Annotated in this window: 1 protein-coding gene; it reads right to left on the bottom strand. The window is 78.2% G+C overall.

Annotation, left to right across the window (positions count from 1 at the left end; translation table 11 throughout):
• Positions 1-35 precede the first annotated feature (35 nt).
• Positions 36-623: 4'-phosphopantetheinyl transferase family protein (locus ACOV8S_RS31100; RefSeq protein ID WP_448321831.1), on the bottom strand; the 588-nt coding region annotated here is incomplete at its 5' end.

The following is a 623-nucleotide window of genomic DNA, read 5'->3' on the forward strand; positions in this document are numbered from 1 at the left end:
CCCGCCGGGCACTGCGCCGCCGGACTGCCGGAGGGTCACAGCCGGACGGCGACGGCGGCGCAGTGCCCGGCGGGGACCGCGACGTCGGCCAGCAGCCAGCCGACCGGGGCGGCGGGCCGTCGGCCCGCGCCGACGCGGGTGCCGGCCGGATCGTCGCCCAGGCCGACGCCGAGACCTTTGAGGTATGCCTCCTTCCTGGTCCACACGCGGGTGAACGCGTCGGGGCGCAGGTCCGGCGCGAGAGCGGCCAGCTCCGCCGCCTCGGCCGGGTGCAGGACGTCCGCGGCCTCCGACACGGTGTCGGGGTGCGGTACCGGTTCGATGTCCACGCCGACCGGGGCCGGGGCGAGGGCGATCAGGCTCAGCCCCTCGCAGTGGGACAGCGAGAAGTGCAGCCGACCGTCCGGGAGCACGGGACGTCCGTGGGGTTCCCCGCAGCAGGGGCAGGGGGCGCGGGCCAGCGGCACCTTGCTCGGCGCGACACCGAGGTGGGAGCCGAGCAGGCGGCGCAGCCCGACGTGCGCGCACAGGTAGGTGGCGCGGTCGGCGGGCCGGCGCAGTTCCGCCGCCCTGGCCAGTTCGGCCGGCTCGAGGACGAGCGGTGCGTGGCGTGCGGCGGCCGC

The organism is Streptomyces sp. CO7, assembly GCF_053474865.1.